Source organism: Hydrogenophaga sp. (assembly GCF_030651625.1).
Taxonomy (GTDB): domain Bacteria; phylum Pseudomonadota; class Gammaproteobacteria; order Burkholderiales; family Burkholderiaceae_C; genus Hydrogenophaga.
On sequence record NZ_JAUSCF010000026.1, the window covers coordinates 17,517 to 34,166 of the forward strand.

The window sequence follows — 16,650 nt, forward strand, 5'->3', positions numbered from 1 at the left end:
TCGGGGAACCACCATGGCTCTGAAACCCTGGCGCGAAGTCGCCGTACCGCACGAGGATGTGCTCAAGGGCACGTTCCAGCAGGCCGAGTTCGCGGCCGACCTGTCGCGTGTGCACGCGGGCACGGCAACGGGCGAGTATCAGAACCCGGTTCTGTTCTTCCAACGCACCTTCATCACCGAGGGCATGCGCCTGCTGCTCGACTCAGTGGTGAAGCGCCTTTCGGGCAAGGGCGGCGACCCTGTCATTCAGCTGCAGACAGCCTTCGGCGGCGGCAAGACGCACACGATGCTCGCGGTCTATCACATGGCCAAGGGCGAGGTGCCAGCCAGCGACCTGCAAGGCGTGGCCGCCATCCTGGACTCAGCGCAGATCACGGAACTGCCCCGCGCTCGCGTCGCAGTGCTGGACGGCATCAAGTCGTCCCCCAATCAGCCCATCAAGCGCGATGGGCAGGTGGTACGTACGCTGTGGGGTGACCTGGCGTGGCAGCTGGGCGGCGCAGAAGGCTACGCCCTGGTGGCTGATGCTGACACGTCGGGCACCTCGCCGGGCAAAGCGGTGTTGGAGACTCTGCTGGCGCGTTGTGCGCCGTGCGTCATCCTCATCGACGAGCTGGTGGCGTATGTCCGCCAGTTCGAAGAAGGCAAGGCCCTTACTGGGGGCACTTTCGACTCCAACCTGTCGTTCGTGCAGGCACTGACAGAGGCTTTGAAGGCCGTGCCGACGGCTGTGCTGCTGGCGTCGTTGCCCGAATCGGACAAGGAAGCCGGCAGCCAGCGCGGCGTGAAGGCGCTGGAGGCTCTGGCCCACTACTTCGGCCGAGTGCAGGCGCTTTGGAAGCCGGTGGCGACCGAGGAAGCCTTCGAGATCGTGCGGCGGCGCTTGTTCGCGTCAATCAACGACAAGCTGGCGATGGAGTCGGTGTGCCGCGCCTTCGCGGACTTCTACACCGCCAACCGCGATGACTTCCCGCAGGAGACGCAGGAAAGCCGCTACTTCGAACGCCTGGTCCACGCCTACCCCATCCACCCTGAGGTGTTCGACCGGCTCTACGAAGACTGGTCCACGCTGGACAACTTCCAGCGCACGCGCGGCGTGCTGAAGATGATGGCCAAGGTGATCCACCGCCTGTGGAAGGACGGCAACAACGACCCGCTGATCATGCCGGGTAGCCTGCCGCTGTACGACGCCGATGTGCGCAACGAGGTCATCTACTACCTACCGCAAGGTTGGGACCCCGTGCTCGAACGCGACGTGGACGGCGAGCGCGCCGAAACCACCGAGATCGAGAACAAGGACACCCGCTTCGGCAGCGTTCAGGCCTGCCGCCGGGCTGCGCGGTCGGTGTTCCTGGGCAGCGCGCCCAGCACCACGAACCAGCTGGTGCGGGGTCTGGAGCTGGAGCGCGTCATGCTCGGCATCGTTCAGCCCGGCCAGCAGATCGGCCTGTTCAAGGACGCACTGCGCCGGCTCGGCGACCGACTGCACTACCTCAACCACGCCAACAACCGCTTCTGGCTCGACACGCGGCCGAACCTGCGGCGCGAGATGGAAGAGCGCAAGCGCCGATTCCAGGACAAGGAGGATGTGTTCCCCACAGTCCGCGAGCGGGTGCAGCGAGGCTTTGCCAGCGGCGTGTTCGGCGGCATCCATGTCTTCACGGACAGTGGCGACGTGCCCGACGACTGGGCGCTGCGCCTGGTGGTGCTGCCCCCCGATGCCGCATTCAGCAAGAGCGGCCAGAGCCTGGCCATCGACCGCGCCGCCGAGATCCTGAAGAAGCGAGGCGACCAACCCCGCTTCAAGCAGAACCGCTTGATCTTCCTGGCGGCCGACTACGACAGCGTCAGCCGTCTGAAGGACCACGTCCGTTCGTACCTGGCGTGGCGAAGCATCGTTGCCGACTACAAGGACAACCGCATCGTCCTGGACAACCTGATGGCTAAGCAGGCAAGCGCCAGCATGGAGCAGGCCGAGGACACCGTACGCCGCATGATCCGCGAGACCTATAAGTGGATCGTGGCGCCGATGCAGGAAGCCCGGCCTGGCAAGGGCCTGTCCGAACTGCGGTGGGAGCACTTCCAGGCCAACCCGAGCGCGCAGAACTGGGCGCAAGAGGTCGAGCGCGTGCTGAAGGAAAACGAGCTGCTCATCAACGAGTGGGCGCCGATCCACCTGGCCAAGGTGCTGAAGGACTGGTTCTGGAAGGATGACGCCAAGGAGACCAGCGCCTTGAACGTCTGGCAGCAGAGCTGCCAGCAGCTTTACCTGCCCCGCCTGAAGGACGACACCGTTTTCCAGCTGACTATGGCCGCGGGCGCCGACAGCCGCGACTTCTTCGGCTTCGCGCAGGGTAAGGACGATGGTCGCTACGTCGGGTTCAGCTACGGCAAGCGCACGTCGCTGATCATGGACTCGTCGCTGCTCCTGATTGAGCCGTTCGCGGCGGCGGCCTACATGGAGGCGCTGCGTGCGGCAGAGGAAGCCTCGCGCGCCAAGGCCGCTGACACCGGCGGCGCATCCACCACCGCGACCACCGGCGGTAGCGGCGACACACCTCGAGTCGAAGACTCGGGCAAGGGCGGATACCCGTCAGGCACGGGCGCCGCCGGCCAGGCCTTGAAGAAGCAGTTCTACGGCAGCATCGAACTCGACCCGATCCTGGCGAAGAAGCAGTTCGCCGACCTGGTCGACGAGGTCGTCCAGCAGTTCACCATGCGCACCGGCGTGAAGGTCAAGATCGCCATCGAGATCCAGGCCGAATCGGCCACCGGCTTCGACGACGGGCTGCAGCGCGCAGTGAAGGAGAACTGCAATGTGCTGAAGTTCAAGAACGCTGAGTTTGAGTCAGGCGAGTAAGGAGATCTGCTGTGGGCATCATCGACAAGACCACCCACCGCCTCACGTGCCCGCAGTGCGGCGCGTCCGAAACGGCCGACGTACTCGACAAGGGGTCGAACTGGAGCGGTTCACACTGGCAGAGCAGCGCGAAGTTCGAGCGCTTCGACACGACGTGGTCAGGTGGTGGCAGCGTAGAGCCCGATCTTGTCTCGGCGACCTGCAGGCTGTGCTCCGTTCCCGCTCAAAGGGAAGTCCGGTAGGGCCAACCACTTCGACTGGGTCACAGCAACCGAGGAAGCCGCCACCATGGGACGACTGATTGATGGGGATGACGGCTTGCCCGCTGAGGACGTTGGTGTCTGGGCGAAAGAGAAGCACCAGTACCTCTGTCGCTACATCGATATTTCGCGGGCAGTCCGTTCTGGATGGACGGCGCCAGGCAAAGCTGGTGCCACATTCATCGATCCGTTTTGTGGCCCAGGGCGCTCGAAAGTTCGTGAGACAGGCGAATGGATTGACGGGGGCGCGGTAGCCGCCTGGAAGAAGAGCTGCGAAGGTGGCGCCCCGTTCACGCACGTCTACATAGGTGATCTCGACGCGCAAAGACGTGAGGCAAGCGCGACACGACTGCGCCAGCTAGGCGCACCTGTCGTCGAGATGGACGGCTCGGCTGTTGATGCGATTCAGCAGATCGTTCCGACCCTGAATCCCTACGGATTGCACTTCGCATTTCTCGATCCGTTCGATCTGGCAACGCTCGAATTCGGCATCATCGAGGCCCTCTCGACACTGAAGCGAATCGACATGCTGGTCCACGTGAGTCAGATGGACCTACAGAGAAACCTGATCAGCAACGCGACCTCGGACGATTCGGCGTTCGACGTCTTCGCTCCGGGCTGGCGCCAAAGCGTTTCCATCGCTCAAGGTCAGCAAGGCCTGCGGCAGGAAGTTTTTCAGTACTGGCGTGACAAAGTAGCGGGCCGACAGGTCTGGCCGTCAACCGAGATGCGCCTGATCACCGGCAGCAAGAATCAACCGCTCTACTGGTTGCTTCTGGCGGCGAAACATGAACTCGCCCACAAGTTCTGGGCCACGGCATCGAATATCGAGGGGCAAGGCAAGTTGTTCTAGGCCCGCGTGGTGGCCAAGGTGCTCGGGTAGTCATCCCACGTACGGCCCCGGAAGACACGGCCGTTCGCCTTCTTGTGGCGCTTGATGCCGTCGGCGCCCCAGCCTCCCCACTGCTTGAAGAAGAAGGCTGACCCAGCCGCTTCAGCTTGCGCCTGAACGTTCGCAACCCATTCCTCGCGCATGGGTCGCGCCTTGTGGCCCGACTCGCCGCCGACAATCACCCAGTGAATGTCATGCAAGTTGATCGTGCCCAGGTCTTCTAGCAGCGGTTCAACTGAGAGGAATCGAATGTGCGCATCCACTTTGCGTAGGTGATCGATACGGGGTACGCCGTACTTCCTGTCCTCCACCGACACACCGAGCCAAACGTTCTGCGGACAGGGGCGCCGCGCGAAGTACTCCGGCAGTCGCTCTGCTCGCTTGGTCAGGATCTGATACGTGTGGTGCGGCGTCTCGTCGATGATGGAGAACACGCGGTCAAGGAAGTCATCCGGCACGTCCTCGTGGAAGAGGTCGCTCATGCTGTTGACGAAGTACGTGGTCGCCTTCTTGCGCATCAGCGGCTGATCAAGCCGGTTCTCGTGCACGGTGAGCTTGAACTCGTTCTCGTAGCCTGGCGCGCCCATAGCGTGCAAGCGCCGCGCCATGACTTCAGCGTAGCAATGCTTGCAACCCGGTGAGACCTTGGTACATCCCGTGGTTGGATTCCAAGTCTGTTCCGTCCATTCGATAGTCGATTGGGTTGCCATGTCGGCTTCCTTTTCTCATTGATGCGCAGGACTCGTTGTACGAGTCTGCGCGTGTTCGGACACGAAGGCATCCACCAGGCGAGAAAGCGCCGAGCGCACTTGCCGCATGTCTGGGTCGGCTAGCGCCACGCGAACACGGTCTGCAAGCTGCTCCGCAGTCGGGGCATCGTCGGGACCGACCGTATGCACCAGACGCATGCACTGCTCGATGACGTTGATCGGCGGGCTCGCCTTGCCGCTCTCGTATCGACTCACAGAGGACTGCTTCACACCTAAGAATTGCGCAAACTCCTTTTGACTACGCCCATTGCGAGCGGCCCGAATCAGTTCTCCGACGCTGTTGATTGTCATCGCCTTCTCGTTTTATGCACTTCAAGCATATTTTAGTTGGTCGCTTCGTTTGATGTACCGAAGATCGCAATTGCAGTGCTGAGCCGTGTTTCGTTGTGTCAATCAGACGCCCGCCCAAAGCTACCCCCCAGTTACACCCTCCATCGACGCTGTGGTGTGTACAGCCTAAGCCGCAAAATTGAATGTTGAGTGGCTCATAGTGGAAACATGAGTGGCGTTCCGCAGTTTCGTGTTTTCGCACCCGTCCAAAAAAAGAAAACGCCATCGACTATTGAAAACGGCGGTTTCCGCCCTTATCATTAGCACTCGCTGGAGTTGAGTGCTAACAACATCCTCCAAGTCGATCTTCGGCCCTCGCCTGACGAGGTCCGACAGTTTGAAACCCTTACCGTCCAATCTCAGGAGATGCAATGAACCTTCGTCCACTCGCCGATCGCGTGATCGTCAAGCGTATTGACAGCGAAACCAAGACCGCTTCCGGCATCGTCATTCCCGACGCAGCCGCCGAAAAGCCAGACCAGGGCGAAATCCTGGCCGTTGGTCCCGGCAAGAAAAACGACAAAGGCGAACTGTCCGCCATGAACGTCAAGGTCGGTGACCGCGTTCTGTTCGGCAAGTACAGCGGCCAGACCGTCAAGGTCGATGGCAACGAACTGCTGGTGATGAAAGAAGACGACCTGTTCGCAGTCGTCGAGAAGTGATTCTTCGCTTTTTCATTCCTACTATTAACTGAATTCTGGAGATATCAACATGGCAGCAAAAGACGTCATTTTCGGCGGCGAAGCCCGCGCACGCATGGTCGAGGGTGTGAACATCCTGGCCAACGCGGTCAAGGTCACCCTGGGCCCCAAGGGTCGCAACGTGGTGCTCGAGCGCTCCTTCGGCGCTCCCACCGTGACCAAGGACGGTGTGTCCGTGGCCAAGGAAATCGAGCTGAAGGACAGGCTCCAAAACATGGGCGCCCAGATGGTCAAGGAAGTCGCTTCCAAGACCTCTGACAACGCCGGCGACGGAACCACCACTGCTACCGTGCTGGCACAGGCCATCGTGCGCGAAGGCATGAAGTACGTTGCCGCTGGCATGAACCCAATGGACCTGAAGCGTGGCATCGACAAGGCTGTTGAAGCCGTGATCGTCGAACTGAAGAAGGCCTCCAAGGCAACCACCACCAGCAAGGAAATTGCTCAGGTGGGTTCCATCTCCGCCAACAGCGATGCCAGCATTGGCGAGATCATTGCCAACGCCATGGACAAAGTGGGCAAAGAGGGCGTGATCACCGTGGAAGACGGCAAGTCGCTGCAAAACGAACTCGACGTGGTCGAGGGCATGCAGTTTGACCGTGGCTACCTGTCGCCTTACTTCATCAACAACCCTGAGAAGCAAGCCGCCCTGCTGGACAACCCCTTCGTGCTGCTGTACGACAAGAAGGTCTCCAACATCCGCGACCTCCTGCCCACGCTCGAGCAAGTCGCCAAGGCCGGCCGTCCGTTGCTGATCATTGCCGAAGACGTCGAAGGCGAAGCCCTGGCAACATTGGTGGTCAACACCATCCGTGGCATCCTGAAGGTCGTTGCTGTGAAGGCGCCTGGTTTCGGTGACCGCCGCAAGGCCATGCTGGAAGACATCGCCATTCTGACCGGTGGCAAGGTGATTGCCGAGGAAGTGGGCCTGACCCTTGAAAAAGTGACCTTGGCCGATCTGGGCCAGGCCAAGAGCATCGAAGTGGGTAAAGAAAACACCACCATCATCGACGGTGCTGGCGCATCGGCTGACATCGAGGCACGCGTGAAACAAGTGCGCGTACAGATTGAAGAAGCCACCAGCGACTACGACCGCGAGAAGCTGCAGGAACGTGTGGCCAAGCTCGCCGGTGGCGTGGCCGTGATCAAGGTGGGTGCCACCACCGAGATCGAGATGAAAGAAAAGAAGGCCCGCGTGGAAGACGCCCTGCACGCCACCCGCGCTGCTGTGGAAGAAGGCATCGTCGCTGGTGGTGGCGTGGCACTGCTGCGTGCACGCCAGGCTGCTGGCACCATCAAGGGTGACAACGCCGACCAGGACGCCGGTATCAAGCTGGTGCTGAAAGCGATCGAAGCGCCTCTGCGCGAAATCGTGGCCAACGCCGGTGGCGAGCCGAGCGTGGTGGTCAACGCCATCCTGGCTGGCAAGGGCAACTACGGCTTCAACGCTGCCAACGACACCTATGGTGACATGATCGAAATGGGCATTCTGGACCCAACGAAAGTGACCCGCACTGCCCTGCAGAACGCCGCTTCCGTTGCTTCTCTGATGCTCACGACCGAAGCCATGGTCGCAGAGTCTCCTAAGGACGATGCACCTGCTGGTGGCATGGGCGGCGACATGGGTGGCATGGGCGGCATGGGCGGCATGGGCATGTAAGCTCTCCTTGCCTGAGACGCCATGCCGGCGTTGCAAGAGCTTGCCGTGGCGCTGCCACTGTCTACGCCCTTGCGCCTTGGCCTGGCGCCTCATGCTGTGTCGTAGGTGCACCTTGGTGTGCCACCGACACCCAAGAAAAAACCCGCGAGGCAACTCGCGGGTTTTTTCGTTTCTGCTGTTCGATCACCACATGCATGGGTGCCCGGCCAAAGAAGGACCCCTCAGCGCATCAAAGCTTCCAGCTTGATCGTGTCGGCCACAAAGGCCCGTATGCCTTCGGCCAGCTTCTCGGTCGCCATGGCGTCTTCATTGAGCGCGAAGCGAAAACCGGCTTCGTCGTAGTGCACAAATGGAATATCCATTCCCTTTGCAGCGTCCGCATCCAGTGCCTTCGACAACGGCGCTTCGCTGGCTGCCAGTTGCGCCAGCAACTCCGGGCTGATGGTCAGCAGATCGCAGCCGGCCAGCGCCGTGATCTGGCCCACATTGCGAAAACTGGCGCCCATCACTTCGGTGGCAATGCCGTGCTTCTTGTAGAAGTGGTAGATCGCCCGCACCGAACGCACCCCGGGATCCTTGGCACCGGCCATGGCGGTTTCGTCCCAGGCTGCCCCTGCACTCTTCTTGTACCAGTCGTAGATACGCCCAACGAAAGGTGAAATCAGCTGTACCTTGGCCTGACCGCAAGCCACCGCCTGAGCGAACGAAAACAGCAGCGTCAGATTGGTATGGATACCGTCCCGCTCAAGCCGCGAGGCTGCCTGGATACCTTCCCATGTGGAGGCGATCTTGATGAGCACACGGTCGATGTGTATGCCCTCGCCCTGGTACAGATCGATGATGCGACGAGCCCGGGTGACAGTGGCCTCGGTGTCAAAGCTCAGACGGGCATCCACCTCGGTCGAGACGCGACCAGGGATCTGTTTGAGGATCTCACAGCCGAAGCTCACCAGCAGCCGATTCATGGCCTCATCAAGACCCTGGTCACCGTACTTCGCAACCGCTTCATGCAGCAGGTGGGCGTATTCGGGCTTCTGGACGGCTTTCAGGATCAACGACGGGTTGGTGGTCGCGTCGCGCGGAGAAAACGTGGCGATCTGCCTGAAATCACCGGTGTCTGCGACCACGGTGGTCATCTGTTTGAGTGCGTCTAGCTGGTTCATTGCGCCATTATCGGGTGTGAAGGTTTCACCATTTCATGTAACTCGATTACCATCCGGTCATGCTCGATCGCATCAAAGCCTCTTTGCCCTCCCTGGCCCCTGCAGAACAGCGTGTGGGCAAACTGGTTCTGCTGGATCCCCGCAGTTTTGCCAGCTTGCCGGTGTCCACACTGGCTGACCGGGCGCATGTGAGCAAGCCCACGGTGGTGCGGTTCTGCCGCAGCATGGGTTATGACGGACTTTCCGATTTCAAACTCAAGCTGGCAGGTACCGTCAGCGAAGGCGTGCCATTCATACATCGCAGCGTGGACGCTGACGACAAGGTGAGCGACGTCCTGGTCAAGGTGATCGACAACACCGTGGCCGCATTCTTGAAATACCGGAATGACGCGTCGACCCACGCTGTGGAGAAAGCGGTGGACGCGCTGCTGGCCACCTACAAGAAGCGAGGACGCATCGAATTCTTTGGTGCGGGCAATTCAGGCATCGTGGCCCAGGATGCACAACACAAATTCTTCCGCCTGGGCATCAACGCCATTGCCTACAGCGATGGCCACATGCAGGTGATGAGCGCCTCGCTGCTGGGACCGGGCGATTGCGTCGTGATCATTTCCAATTCAGGGCGCACCCGCGACCTGATGGACGCGGCCGATATTGCACGCAAGCATGGCGCCACCGTCATCGTGATCACCACCAGCGGGTCGCCGCTGGCCCAGGCAGGGCACATCCATCTGGCAGCAGACCATCCCGAAGGCTACGACCGCTACAGCCCGATGACCTCTCGGTTGATGCACCTGATGGTGATCGACGTGCTCGCGACCTGCCTGGCGTTGCGCATCGGAGGCGCCACGCTGCAGCCTTTGCTCAAGGAGATGAAGAACAATCTTCGGAGCAAGCGGTATGCGTAACCGTGCGCAGGGCTTGGCACGCCCCCTGCGCCGCTGACGCGTCTTCCCCCGAAGGGGGACGATGCCTGCGGCCCGGCTAAGCCGGTTCCGCAGCACCCCTGGTCTTGGACCCAAATGCGCCGGACGCGGGTCAACCAATCAGCGAACTTCAGACTCAGATCCTGCCCTCTTCCACTGCATGGCAGGCAATGCGGATACCGCCGAGGTCCAGCAGGTTCGGGCGCTCGGTTCGGCAGCGGTCGTTCACATGCGGGCACCTGGGGTTGAACGCGCAACCGTCAGGCGGGTTCAGTGGGTTGGGCACCTCACCCGACACCGGGGTGCGGGCCTGACCCGTGTCGTGCATCTTGGGAATGGCATCGAGCAGCATGCGCGTGTAGGGGTGACGCGGGGAGTCAAACAGGGTGTGCTTGGGTGCCAGCTCGACCAGCCTGCCCAGGTACATCACGCCCACCTGGTCGCTCACATGCCTGACCACCGCGAGGTTGTGGCTGATGAAGAGGTAGGTCAGTCCCAGTTCGCGCTGCAGGTCCTTCATGATGTTGAGCACCTGCGCCTGCACACTCACATCCAGCGCCGATGTGGGTTCGTCACACACCAGAAATTCGGGCTGCGTGGCCAATGCACGGGCGATGGAGATGCGCTGACGCTGCCCACCGGAGAACTGGTGCGGGTACTTCACGCGATCCAGCGGGGAAAGCCCCACCGACTGAAGGAGAGCGTCCACCCGGGCACGCAGGGCCACCGGCTCGGTCTCGATGCCATGCTCACGCAGCGGCTCACCAATGATGTCCTCCACCCGCCAGCGTGGGTTCAGGCTCGCGTACGGATCCTGAAAAATCATCTGGATGCGCCGACGCAGCTTGCGACCCTCGGGTGTCTTGAACGCCGCGTGGGCATCCTGGCCGTCAAATTCAAAGCCGCCGCGCGTGGGCTCGTACAAGCCCACCAGCAGCCGGGCCACCGTGCTCTTTCCACAGCCCGACTCACCCACCAGGGCCAGCGTCTCGCCGCGCGGAATGTCGAACGACACGCCATCCACCGCCCGAAGCAACTGACGTGGCTGGCGCTCGAGCACACGGTTCAGCCAGGGGGCCGAGACATCAAAGGTCTTGGCCAGGTCGGTGGCCCGCACCAGTGGCGCCTTGGCATCCATGGTCGACGATGGAGCAGCTGCGCCGGGATCGTGGCGCCGCACGCCAGCCAGGGTACCTGCGGGGCTCGCTGTCAGATCTGCGCTCATGCTGCGACCTCCGACATCGACGGTGCCTGGCCTGCGGCGGCGTGCAGCCAGCAGGCAGCCCGGGTCGCACCGGCGGGCAACAGATCGGGCCGCTCCAGGTGACAGCGATCGAAGACCCGCTCGCAGCGGGGGTTGTAGGCGCAGCCCTTGGGAATCGCGTTGAGGCGCGGCATGGCCCCATCGATCTGATGAAGACGATCCCGATCCTCGCCCATGTCGGGAATGCAGGCCATCAAGCCCGCCGTGTAAGGATGGGCCGGGTGGTTGATCACCTCGTGCACCGGACCAATTTCGGCGACCCGGCCCGCGTACATCACCGCCACACGGTCGCAGGTTTCAGCAATGACACCCATGTCGTGCGTGATCAGCATGACGGCGGCACCCCGGTCCTTGCAGATGGTTTTCAGCAAGGTGATGATCTGCGCCTGGATCGAAACGTCCAACGCCGTGGTGGGCTCGTCGGCCACGATGAGCTGCGGCTCCGCGGCCAGGGCCAGCGCGATCACGACCCGTTGACGCATACCACCAGAGAACTGGTGCGGGTAGTGGTCGATGCGCTGTTCAGCGGCTGGAATACCGGTGTCCTTGAGCAACTGGATGGCGCGCTGCCGGGCTTCCGACTGATTCACGGGCAGATGGGTGGTGATGGTCTCGATCAACTGGCGACCGACCGAATAGAGCGGATTCAGCGAAGTCAGCGGGTCCTGGAAAATCGCGCCGATCTTGCGCCCGCGCACCTTGCGCATCTCTTCATAGGGCAGGTTGTCGATGCGCTGCCCGTGCAGCAGGATTTCCCCGGAGGCCACGCGTCCCGGGGGTTCGAGCAAACCGATGATGGATGCTCCGGTCAGCGACTTCCCAGCGCCGGACTCACCCACCACACCGAGAATTTCACCAGGCGCGATATCGAATGAAATATCGTCCAGCGCCCGCAGCGTGCCATGGCGGCTCGGAAACTCGACAACGAGGTTTTTGACTTGTAAGAGGCTCATGTGTGGATGCGGTGGAGTGAACGCGCACGCGGTGACTGCGACAGACTGGAAATCATCTCAGGCGAGGGTTCAGGGCATCGCGCAGCCAGTCACCCAACAAGTTGACCGACAAGGCAATCAGCACCAGCATCAACCCCGGGAAGATCGTGATCCACCATTCGCCTGAGAACAGGTAGTCGTTACCCACCCGGATCAGCGTACCCAGCGACGGCGACGTGGGTGGCGCACCAACCCCGAGAAAAGACAGCGTGGCTTCCGTGATGATGGCGGTGGCCACCTGAATGGTCGCCAGCACCATGACCGGGCCCATCACGTTGGGCAGCACATGGCTGCGCATGATGCGCAGCGGCGCAACGCCGGTCACCCGCGCGGCCTGAACGTATTCCTTGTTGCGTTCCACCAGCGTCGAGCCGCGCACCGTACGGGCGTACTGCACCCAGCCCGTGAGCGAAATCGCAATGACGAGCACCCCGAAGGCCACCGTGTCCTGCGCGTTCGGAAACAGCGCCCGGCCCACGCCGGCAATCAGGAGCGCAACCAGGATGGCAGGGAAGGACAACATGACGTCGCACAGGCGCATGAGCACGGCGTCGATCCAGCCACCGATGAAGCCGGCGAGCAGGCCAAAGGCCACACCCACCACCACGGACAAGACCACGGAAGCAAACCCGACGGCCAGGGAAATCCGCGCGCCGTACATGATTGCAGACAGAATGTCGCGTCCCTGATCGTCGGTACCCAGGAGGAAGTTGCGAGAACCCTCCTCGCTCCAGGCGGGAGGCAGTCGCGCGTTGGACAACTCCAGCGTGGCCAGGTCGAAAGGATTGTGTGGTGCCAGCCACGGCGCAAAAACGGCACCAACCACACAGATGAGTGCAATCAGGGCCGCCACCAGTGCTGTGGGTGAATTGATGAAACTGTGGCCCACATCGCTGTTGGACCACCGCTTGAGGGTGCTGATCACGTTGAACGTTCCAGAAGGTAAGGCACAAACCAACCGGTCGTGAAAACGTCACGACCGGCGGTACTGCAAGGGTCAGACGGTCACTTCACCGACATGTAGCGGAAAGGCATGAAGTTGTCGGCCAGTTGCACCAACTCCACGTTGCTGGCCACACCCCAGGCCAGCGCCTGTTGATGCAGAGGCAGGTGACCAATGTCGTCTGCGTGCAGCTTGAAGGCCTCCTTGATCATGGCGTCACGCTTGGTCTTGTCGGTCTCGGACTGGATCTGCAAGGTCAGTTCGTCCACCTTGGGATTGCAGTAAGAACCCAGATTGAACTGGCCCGAACCCTTGTCGTCCACGCAACGCATCAGGGCGTTGAGCGCGTTGTGCGAGTCGTAGGTGCCGGGCGTCCAGCCCAGCAGGTAGAAGCTGGTGTCGCGCTTGAGGATTTTCGGGAAGTAAGTGCCCTTGGTTTCGGCTTGCAGATTGACCTTGATGCCTGCGCGGGCCAGACTGGCGGCCACCGCCTGGCAGATGGCACCGTCGTTGACGTAGCGGTCGTTGGGGCAGTTCATGCCCACTTCAAACCCGTTGGGATAGCCCGCGTCTGCCAGCAGCTTCTTGGCAGCTTCGGTGTCGTAGGGCAGTCGCGTGTTCATGGAAGCGTCGAAGCCGTTGATGCCTGGGCCGACCATCAATGCGGTCGGATTGGCCGCGCCGCGCATCACGGTGCGCTGGATGCCGTTGATGTCGATGGCCTGGTAGAAGGCCTGGCGCACGCGCTTGTCCTTGAACGGGTTCTTTCCCTTCACATTGGAATAGAGCAGCTCGTCGCGCTTCTGGTCCATCCCCAGAAAAATGGTGCGCAACTCCGGACCCTGCAAAACCTTGGTCTTGCCGCTGGCGTTGATGCGTGCGACGTCTTGCAGCGGCACGGGCTCTATCACGTCTACCTGACCGGACAACAGTGCCGCCACGCGCGTGGCGTCGTTGCCGATGGGGGTGTACTCCACATTGACCACGTTGCCTTCGATCTTGCCCCAGTAATTGCCATTTCGAACAAAGCTGGTTTTCACGTTGGGCTGACGCTCGCGCAGGCGGAACGGACCGGTGCCGTTGGCACGAAACGAGGCGGCGTTCTCGACGCCCTTGCGGCGATCCACCGGGCGCGTGGCCTGGTTTTCTTCCGCCCACTTCTTGCTCATGATGAAGAGCAACGAGATCACGTCGGGGAGGATCGGGAACGGTGCCTTGGTCTCGATCTCGATCGCGTGGTCGCCATCCTTTCGGACTTCCTTGATATCGTTGGTGTAGCTCTTCATGTCCGACCCGTCGCCCGAGGCGCGCTCAAAGCTGAACAGAACGTCGTCGGCCGTGAACGGCGTTCCATCATGGAATTTCACGTTCTTGCGCAGCTCGAAGCGCCAGACGGTAGGTGAGGTCTGCTTCCAGCTGGTGGCCAATGCGGGCACCAGATTGAGATTGCGGTCGCGCCCCACCAGTGGCTCGTACACGTTTCCTGTCACGCTCAGCTGGAGCGATTCGTTCAGGGAATGCGGGTCCATGGACAAAGCATCGCCCTGATTGCCAATGCGAACGGTCTGCGCAGAAGCGGCCCCCATGGCCACCATGGCAGCCACCACCAAGGCAGAAGTCAGCGTTTGTTTGAATTGCATGTGTCGCTCCTTTAGCGGGTTACCAGAAAAATACCTATTCAGTCGATCCGATAGGCATGCCGTGCTCGATCAACCCCGCGTGCAAGGCAGCACCCAGTGGCAGAACATCGTCATTGAAGTCGTAGCGGCTGTTGTGCAGCATGCAGCTCCCCTCACCACCCTGCCCCAGCCGCAGGTAGGCACCGGGCTTTACCTGCAGCATGAAAGAAAAATCTTCCGCCCCCATGCTGGGGTCCATGTGTCGGTCCAGATGATCGTGCCCCACCAGGCGCTGCGCGACATCGCCGGCAAATCGGGCCTCGTCGATACTGTTGATGGTGGCCGGATAGATGCGCTCGTAGTTCACATGCGCGGAAGCTCCAAGGCCCAGCGCCACGCCAGAACAAACCTCATGAAGGCGGCGTTCAACCACGTCCTGCACCTCGGGATTGAAGGTGCGCACAGTACCGACCAGCGTGGCTTTGCCAGGCACCACGCTGAATGCACCCATGTCGCCCGCGTGCATGGCACACAGGCTGATGACGGCGCTGTCGATCGCCCGCACATTGCGCGACACGATGCTTTGCACCGCCGTGATGATGTGCGCCGACACCAGTACGGGGTCCACGGTGAGGTACGGATGCGCGCCATGACCGCCCTTGCCCGTGATCTCGATCGTGATGCGGTCGGCCGCAGCCATCATCGGACCGGGATTCACCCCCACCATGCCTGGGCGCATCTGTGGCCAGTTGTGCATGGCATACACGGCCTGAACGGGAAAGCGGTCGAAGAGTCCGTCTTCGATCATGGCCTTGGCGCCGGCAAAGCCTTCTTCGCCGGGCTGAAAGATCAGCACGGCGGTGCCATCGAACTGGCGCGTTTGAGCAAGGTAGCGCGCTGCCCCGACCAGCATGGTGGTGTGGCCATCGTGTCCGCACCCGTGCATCATGCCGGGCCTGGTTGAGCGCCAGGCAAAGTCGTTGCTCTCGGTGATGGGCAGGGCGTCCATGTCGGCCCTGAGACCGATCATGCGCCCGCTGCTGCGCGAGCGCCCGTGGATCAGCGCCACCACCCCGGTCTTGCCGATCTGGGTGTGGATTTCGTCCACTCCGCAGACCTTGAGCGATTCCACCACCCGCTGGGCCGTGTAGTGCTCCTCAAACCCGATCTCAGGATGGGCATGCAGGTCACGGCGCAGTGCGGTGAGCTCCGGATGAAAGGCGGCGATGTGCGCAAACGCCCGGCCGTGGGCCTTGATGCGTGGCGCAGACATTTCGTGTCTCACGTTCAATGTCCACCCGCCTTTTCCACACGCAAACGCGGATCCACCGCGAAGTACAGCAGGTCCACGATCAGGTTGATGACCACGAAGATCAGCGCGATCAGGCAAAGATAAGCGGCCATCACGGGAATGTCGGCAAAGGTCACCGCCTGGATGAACAACAGCCCCATGCCAGGCCACTGGAACACCGTCTCGGTGATGATCGCAAACGCGATGAGCCCCCCGAGTTGCAAACCGGTGATGGTCATCACGGGCACGAGCGTGTTCTTCAACGCGTGCCCGAAGTGCACCGCGCGGTTCGTCAGGCCTCGCGCCCGGGCGAACTTGATGTAGTCGGTTCGGAGCACCTCCAGCATCTCAGCCCGCACCAGCCGCATGATGAGGGTGAGCTGGAAAATGGCCAGTGTGATGGCTGGCAGTGTGATGTGGTGCCAGCCTTTGGCGGTCAGCAACCCTGTGGTCCACCAGCCCACCTGGGTGACCTCACCCCGGCCAAAGCTGGGGAACCACCCGAGGTTCACGGCAAACACCAGAATGAGCAAAATGCCGATCAGGAAGGTGGGTAGAGACACGCCCAGCAGGGAAACCGTCATGAACACCTGGCTGATGAAGGTACCCCTCTTGAGTGCAGCGTATACGCCCATCGGAATGCCGATGACCAAAGCCAGCAGGGCGGCCACTGTGGCCAGTTCCAGCGTCGCAGGAAAGCGCTCGGCGATCAGGCGTGACACTTTCGCACCCTGGCGCAGGCTCAATCCGAACTCGCCTTGAACGGCATTACCCAGAAAGGCGGCGAACTGAAAGAAGAAAGGCTTGTCCAGCCCGAGATCAGCGCGAAGCTCCCTGATCTGCTCGGCGGTTGCATCCTGCCCCAGCAGAAACACCACGGGGTCGCCCACGTACTGAAAAAGCATGAAGGCGATGAACGCCACACTGACCATGACGATCACGGCCTGCGCCAGCCGTCTGAGAATGAATGCAAACATCT

The 16,650-nt window shown here is 61.5% G+C and carries 14 protein-coding genes; 5 read left to right on the forward strand and 9 right to left on the reverse strand.

Features of this window, described 5'->3' with window-relative positions; translation table 11 throughout:
* The first annotated feature begins 13 nt into the window (after positions 1 to 13).
* Positions 14 to 2,860 (forward strand): ATP-binding protein, encoded by a 2,847-nt coding sequence (locus Q7V46_RS12760; RefSeq protein ID WP_304913931.1) that lies wholly within the window; start codon positions 14 to 16, stop codon positions 2,858 to 2,860.
* Between the two features lie 288 nt (positions 2,861 to 3,148).
* Positions 3,149 to 3,973, forward strand: coding sequence for a three-Cys-motif partner protein TcmP (locus Q7V46_RS12765; RefSeq protein WP_304913932.1), 825 nt, complete (start codon positions 3,149 to 3,151; stop codon positions 3,971 to 3,973).
* On the opposite strand, the gene Q7V46_RS12770 is transcribed toward Q7V46_RS12765, so the two are convergent.
* Both Q7V46_RS12770 and Q7V46_RS12775 read right to left on the reverse strand, forming a co-directional pair.
* The gene (locus tag Q7V46_RS12770; RefSeq protein WP_304913933.1) at positions 3,970 to 4,722 is read right to left on the reverse strand and encodes a DUF5131 family protein; all 753 of its coding nucleotides are present in this window, start codon (positions 4,720 to 4,722) and stop codon (positions 3,970 to 3,972) included. The genes Q7V46_RS12765 and Q7V46_RS12770 overlap by 4 nt on opposite strands.
* A gap of 15 nt (positions 4,723 to 4,737) precedes the next feature.
* Positions 4,738 to 5,073 (reverse strand): helix-turn-helix transcriptional regulator, encoded by a 336-nt coding sequence (locus Q7V46_RS12775; protein ID WP_304913934.1) that lies wholly within the window; start codon positions 5,071 to 5,073, stop codon positions 4,738 to 4,740.
* Positions 5,074 to 5,483: 410 nt separating this feature from the next.
* Between Q7V46_RS12775 and Q7V46_RS12780 the strand changes: the two genes are divergently transcribed.
* Both Q7V46_RS12780 and groL read left to right on the forward strand, forming a co-directional pair.
* Entirely contained in the window at positions 5,484 to 5,774 is a 291-nt protein-coding gene (locus Q7V46_RS12780; protein ID WP_068174446.1) for a co-chaperone GroES, read from the forward strand.
* Between the two features lie 49 nt (positions 5,775 to 5,823).
* Entirely contained in the window at positions 5,824 to 7,473 is a 1,650-nt protein-coding gene (gene groL, locus Q7V46_RS12785; protein ID WP_304913935.1) for a chaperonin GroEL, read from the forward strand.
* A 221-nt stretch (positions 7,474 to 7,694) separates the two neighbouring features.
* Here groL and tal read toward each other — a convergent pair whose 3' ends face one another.
* Positions 7,695 to 8,636, reverse strand: coding sequence for a transaldolase (gene tal / locus Q7V46_RS12790; RefSeq protein ID WP_304913936.1), 942 nt, complete (start codon positions 8,634 to 8,636; stop codon positions 7,695 to 7,697).
* Positions 8,637 to 8,695: 59 nt separating this feature from the next.
* Between tal and Q7V46_RS12795 the strand changes: the two genes are divergently transcribed.
* A complete protein-coding gene (locus Q7V46_RS12795; RefSeq protein ID WP_304913937.1) occupies positions 8,696 to 9,544 on the forward strand; it encodes a MurR/RpiR family transcriptional regulator in 849 nt (282 codons plus the stop codon).
* A 154-nt stretch (positions 9,545 to 9,698) separates the two neighbouring features.
* Here Q7V46_RS12795 and Q7V46_RS12800 read toward each other — a convergent pair whose 3' ends face one another.
* The 6 genes from Q7V46_RS12800 to Q7V46_RS12825 form a co-directional block, all read right to left on the reverse strand.
* A complete protein-coding gene (locus Q7V46_RS12800; protein ID WP_304914019.1) occupies positions 9,699 to 10,700 on the reverse strand; it encodes an ABC transporter ATP-binding protein in 1,002 nt (333 codons plus the stop codon).
* 83 nt (positions 10,701 to 10,783) lie between these two features.
* The gene (locus tag Q7V46_RS12805) at positions 10,784 to 11,779 is read right to left on the reverse strand and encodes an ABC transporter ATP-binding protein (protein ID WP_304913938.1); all 996 of its coding nucleotides are present in this window, start codon (positions 11,777 to 11,779) and stop codon (positions 10,784 to 10,786) included.
* A gap of 52 nt (positions 11,780 to 11,831) precedes the next feature.
* Positions 11,832 to 12,743, reverse strand: a complete 912-nt coding sequence (locus Q7V46_RS12810; RefSeq protein ID WP_304913939.1) for an ABC transporter permease — start codon at positions 12,741 to 12,743, stop codon at positions 11,832 to 11,834.
* Positions 12,744 to 12,823: 80 nt separating this feature from the next.
* Positions 12,824 to 14,356, reverse strand: coding sequence for an ABC transporter substrate-binding protein (locus tag Q7V46_RS12815; protein ID WP_370690343.1), 1,533 nt, complete (start codon positions 14,354 to 14,356; stop codon positions 12,824 to 12,826).
* 79 nt (positions 14,357 to 14,435) lie between these two features.
* Entirely contained in the window at positions 14,436 to 15,653 is a 1,218-nt protein-coding gene (locus tag Q7V46_RS12820) for a M20 aminoacylase family protein (RefSeq protein WP_304913941.1), read from the reverse strand.
* A gap of 14 nt (positions 15,654 to 15,667) precedes the next feature.
* On the reverse strand, positions 15,668 to 16,648 hold the full coding sequence (locus tag Q7V46_RS12825) for an ABC transporter permease (RefSeq protein ID WP_304913942.1): 981 nt from the start codon (positions 16,646 to 16,648) through the stop codon (positions 15,668 to 15,670).
* Positions 16,649 to 16,650: the final 2 nt, after the last annotated feature.